Below are 5,167 nucleotides of genomic sequence, written 5' to 3'. Positions count from 1 at the left end.
CTACTCCAACTTCAAACACACCATTTGCCTTCGCAGTCTCGATTTGTTGACTTAATAGCAACTCGAAACGCTCGAAAATCGTATTTTGCATCCCGATTGTCAAAGCCAGCAGGCGATTGAGGAACTGTCGCAAGGGTGGGAGGTCTATCTTCATTCCACCTTCAGTGGAAGTGAGCGAGAGTCCTGTCATCTGTTCAAACTTCCCCAGAGGAACTTCATAAAATCGACCTTGAAAAATCTGCTTAAACAACTCGTATAAAGCATATTCAGCATAGTTCGATTCTAGATTGTCTTTGGCATCAAACATACCGTTACCGCCAGTTTGCCTCTGACCACGGGTGAGTGCGCCCAAGCTGTCCAGCCGTCTAGCAATGGTGCTGATGAATCGGCGTTCACCGCGCACGTTAGTAGTCACAGGACGGAAGACTGGTGCAGAAGCTTGGTTGGTACGGTGAGTGCGCCCAACGCCTTGAATTGCGTTGTCAGCACGCCAACCAGCTTCGAGTAAATAGTGCGATCGCCTTCTACGATTTACAGCATTTAAGTCAGCATGATAACTTCTGCCTGTACCACCTGCATCGCTGAAGATGAGTATTTGCTTATCTCCCGCCATGAATGCGTTAGTCTCAGCAATATTGGCACCACTACCCCGTGAATCCACAAACAAGCGTCCGGCTTCGTCTTTCAATACTCGTTTGCTACGACCTGTGACTTCAGCTACTTGCTTGTTACCGAAATGCCACAGCAGTTGTTCTAATGCACCAGGAATTGGATCAAGGCTGGCGAGTTTGTCTACTAAGGCATCTCTCAAAGCCACAGCTTCAGATGAAACAATCGGTGAACCATCGGCATCAAAGGCTGGTTCGGAGCGTTCGTCTCCATCAACGCCAGAGTGAATCTCATGCAGATGTACGGGAAAGGCACTTACTAAGTAGTCAAGAACATACTCTCGTGGTGTTAAATCAAGGTTCAAATCCTGCCATTCTTCGGGTGCAACTTCATTGAGTCGGCGTTTGAGTAATTCTTCATTGGTGGAAACTATTTGAATTACAACAGCATTGCCTTGGGCTAAATCATTCTCAATTGCTTTAATTAACTGTGGGCATTTCATGCTAGTTAATAAATGATTGAAGAATCTTTGCTTATGCGATTCAAACTGAGACATGGCAGACATTTTAGCAGCACGATTGTATGTTTTCGCACCAGTGATGTTGCAGGCTTCTAAAGCTTTATACAAGTTATTATGGATAATTTGAAAAGCGTCTGCATAACTGTCATAGATACGTTCTTGAGTAGGAGTGAGTTCGATTTCTAACATCTCATACTCCACACCATCGAAAGAAAGCGATCGCGCCAAATACAGACCGAGCGCTTTCAAATCTCTAGCGACCACTTCCATCGCAGCGATACCACCGCCCTCAATGGATTCCACAAAATCCTCACGGGAGGTAAACGGAAAGTCGCCCGTCTGCCAAAGCCCCAGACGATTTGCATAAGATAGGTTGGAAACCTTCGTCGCTCCAGTAGCAGAAACGTAGATAACCCGTGCCTGCGGTAATGCGTTTTGCAACCGCAGCCCAACAATGCCTTGCTGGGATGCTGCAACCATACCGAGTTTACCTTCCTGCGCCATCGCGTTGCCCATTGCATGGCACTCGTCAAAGGCGATCGCTCCCTCAAAGTCCTTACCTGCCCATTCAACAATTTGCTTGAGCCGACTTTTGCCGTTCTTTTGAGAACGTAGAGTTGAGTACGTGCAGAAGAGAATACCTTGGGTGAAGGGAATTGGATCGCCAAGTTTGATGTTGCCCAGGTCGATAATATCTTTTTCACTACCTCCTAAAGCACACCAATCTCTACGTGCGTCCTCAATAAGAGCAGCACTCTTTGATACCCAAATTGCTTTTCTTCGTTTCTGACACCAGTTGTCGAGGATGATTCCTGCACATTGTCTACCCTTACCAGCACCCGTCCCATCGCCTAAGAACCAGCCACGACGAAATTTTACCGCATTTTCTTCGCCCTGAGCCGCAACAGTCACGTTATCCCATGAGTCATCAACAATATAAAACCCAGACAGAAATTCACAGTGCGCCTGACCTGCGTAAATAACGCTCTCAAGCTGTGCCTCTGACAACAAGCCTTGTGTGATAATCTTGCTAGGAAGATGCGGTTTGTAAGTGGGAGCAGGGGGCGAGACAAGTGCTAGGGCTGCACTCTCACAAAGCAGCGAGGGATGAGGTAAAGCATCCTTGATTCGGATTCGCTGTGGACGATAGGTTTCGTATAGAGTATCTTTCAAACCCTCACTAGCCGTCCACTCGATAACCTCATATTCCAGCACTACTATATCGTCTGGAAGAGAGGAGACTGTTTCTGGTTGTGCAACTGTAGTACGTTTTGGTAATTGAACAACAATTGCCTTCACAGCAGCTTTGATTTTTTCTGAGCGTTCCCACGAAGACCTCTGTGGCAACTGCTCAATTAATGCCAGTATTTCAGGCAGATCCAAAGTTTCAGTAATACAAGGGATTTCGCTGGAGTCAGCCGGAACTTTGTCGATCACTGTAATCCGAGTGTCGATAGTTGTCCCATGTTTTGAGTAAACCTTGCCGTTAACCCCGACTGACATTAAAACTCGTGCTTCCGAGTGCCACCTAACAAAAGTCTCGCGCCAAGTGTGATTATTAGGTGAGAACCAATTGGCTGTGATTGTTACCAGTCGTCCACCGTCAGCCAGTCTTTGCAATGCCGAGTTGATGTGGCTCTTAGTTGCGTCGGGGTTGCGACTGTTGATTTTAGGAGATGCAGAGAAAGGTGGATTCATCAGCACAACTGAGGGCTGAGTCTTGCCAACCAGATAGTCGTTAATTTGTTCCGCGTTTACTGAGAATAATGGTGTACCAGGGAATAATCGCCGCAGAATCTTCGTTCTATCGGGTGCAAGCTCGTTGAGCATCAGACTTGCACTGTGCAGTTTAGCCATTTGTGCCAACAAACCAGTTCCGGCACTTGGCTCTAAAATCAAATCATCAGCTTGTATAAATCCTGATTTTGCTACCAGATAAGCAAGCGGCAGAGGGGTGGAGAATTGCTGAAGGTTTACTGACTCTTCACTACGGCGAGTATGCGTCGGGCAGAGGGCTACTAACTTCTCCAATTCCAATAATACTGTTAGCGGCGACTCTAATAAAAGCTTATAACCTTTTTGACGCAGATATAATATTTGCGCCACTTCCACAGCTTCGTAAGCATCTTTCCACTGCCACGCACCGGACGCAGCACTGCCTAGAAAATAGCGATTCATCTGGGAAGAAACAGTTTTCGTAGAGAGAGGGCGATTATCTATTAAAACTTTTGCAAGCTCTTGGGCAACATTAATAACTGACTGCCCATAATCGATTACTGTTTGCAAATCGAATAAAGAACCTTGAGTGAAAAGTTGCTGTACCATTGCATCACTCACAATATTATTTTTTTCACTCTTGCTATGGCGAAGCCTTTCTCTTATTAATAAATGAGGCAATTACTTGCCTCATTTGAACTTCTGAGCCTTCCGACATTTATTCTTAGGTGATCAGCCGAGGCTTAAAAAGCGAATTAGCCAGCTTTACGCGGTCTGCCTGGCTTGCGCTTGCCTGAATAATTTACATCAGCCTTTTTAGTTTTTGGTAACTTGTTGGCAGCATTGTTAGCTTTATTGGAACGAGTAGTACGTTTTGGTTGTGGTGAAAGTTCTTTAACTGGAGGCAGCAATCTCAATGTAGGGAATGAGAGAATAACTGCTTTGTTACTTGTACAATGAATAACTTCATCCTCTAACATCCAAGGATCTGGCAATTTTTCAAAAGTCTGAACTTGTTGTGGTGTGATTATTTCTGATACTGATGGAATTGTAGAAGCAGCTAAATTTAGATTGCTAACCGGAACCACATTACTAGCGTAAGTAGTCGATACAAATAGTCCGTTAACGAACTGGAATATAACGAGAGTAACAAATGCCCAAAAGATGACTATGATTGTGAAAGTGAGTAGAGATTGCGTACCCATGATTATTTCTCAACTAAGTATTTGTAATTTTCAACTGATTTACGCAAAGCGTTTTTAAGCCTTGTTCAAATATGAAGCGAATTTGAACATATCCTCTCTTGAAGAGAGGACTTCACTCTAAATTTAGCGTAGCATCTCTCTGATTTAACTCAGCCAAATTTCTCCACTGCTTTAAAGCTTAGTTATAAACTAAAGCAGTTTTTAGTATTTACCTATTTAAAGATTTCAAGTATTATGTTTATAACCTTATTTGACAAAAATAAATATTGGCTTAAGTCTATGGTTAAGATTTGATTTGTAAGCTAATTCTTGAGATAAAACATTTTTTTCAAACGAAAAAGAAAAGTAGTCGTCACAATTAATTGAAAGTATGCCCAGTCCATCTACCGATTTAGTTCGCTCCTACCTCAAAGAAATCGGACGCTACCCTCTGCTAACTCCTGAGCAAGAAATTACAAATGCTAGGCTTGTGCAGCAGATGATGGCGATTGAAGAACAACGCTCAAGCCTCGCATTTCAACTAAATCGACAACCAACTGCAAGAGAATTAGCTACCTCGCTTGGGCAAAGCGAAGCTGAAGTACAGTCAATCATTCAACAAGGTCAAAAAGCTAAAGAGAAAATGGTGACAGCTAACCTACGTCTGGTAGTTTCTGTTGCGAAAAAATACCAGAATCACAATTTGGAATTCTTAGATTTGATCCAGGAAGGGGCACTAGGTTTACAAAAGGGGATCGAAAAATTTGATCCCAACCGAGGCTATAAACTATCAACCTACGTTTACTGGTGGATTAAGCAGTCAATTACACGGGCGATTGGAGAAAAGTCTCGCACTATCCGTCTGCCAATCCATATCAACGAGAAATTAAACAAAATCAGGAAAGTACAGCAGCAACTATCTCAATCTTTGGGTCGTCCTCCAGTTGTAGCAGAAATTGCCGAATCTTTAAATCTATTGCCTAATCAAATACGGGAATATCTTCACGTTTCCCGCGCTCCAGTCTCGCTAGAAATGCGAGTTGGGGATGAGCGTGAAACTGAACTAGCCGATATTTTACCGATGGATAAGTAGATAGGCATCAAAAAAGTCCGGTATGTTAAGATATATAAATACTGA

2 protein-coding genes and 1 pseudogene are annotated in these 5,167 nt (G+C 43.6%); 1 reads left to right on the top strand and 2 read right to left on the bottom strand.

The window, feature by feature from the left end; genetic code table 11:
- A partial coding sequence (locus VB740_RS17060) for a strawberry notch-like NTP hydrolase domain-containing protein (RefSeq protein WP_323201153.1) occupies positions 1–3,454 on the bottom strand: 3,454 nt, incomplete at its 3' end.
- A 146-nt stretch (positions 3,455–3,600) separates the two neighbouring features.
- The gene (locus VB740_RS17055) at positions 3,601–4,050 is read right to left on the bottom strand and encodes a hypothetical protein (protein WP_323201152.1); all 450 of its coding nucleotides are present in this window, start codon (positions 4,048–4,050) and stop codon (positions 3,601–3,603) included.
- 370 nt (positions 4,051–4,420) lie between these two features.
- On the opposite strand from VB740_RS17055, the pseudogene VB740_RS17050 reads away from it, so the two are divergent.
- Positions 4,421–5,116, top strand: a pseudogene (locus VB740_RS17050) (sigma-70 family RNA polymerase sigma factor); the annotation flags it as partial.
- Positions 5,117–5,167 lie beyond the last annotated feature (51 nt).

The organism is Nostoc sp. UHCC 0251 (genome assembly GCF_034932245.1).
Classification (GTDB): Bacteria; Cyanobacteriota; Cyanobacteriia; order Cyanobacteriales; family Nostocaceae; genus Nostoc.
The sequence above is the reverse complement of the archived record's forward strand: the minus strand, read 5'-3'. Positions and strand labels throughout refer to the sequence as shown.

Coding starts and splice junctions, on each gene's coding strand:
- VB740_RS17055 (WP_323201152.1), bottom strand. CDS start 4,050: ATGGGTACGCAATCTCTACTCACTTTCACAATCATAGTCATCTTTTGG.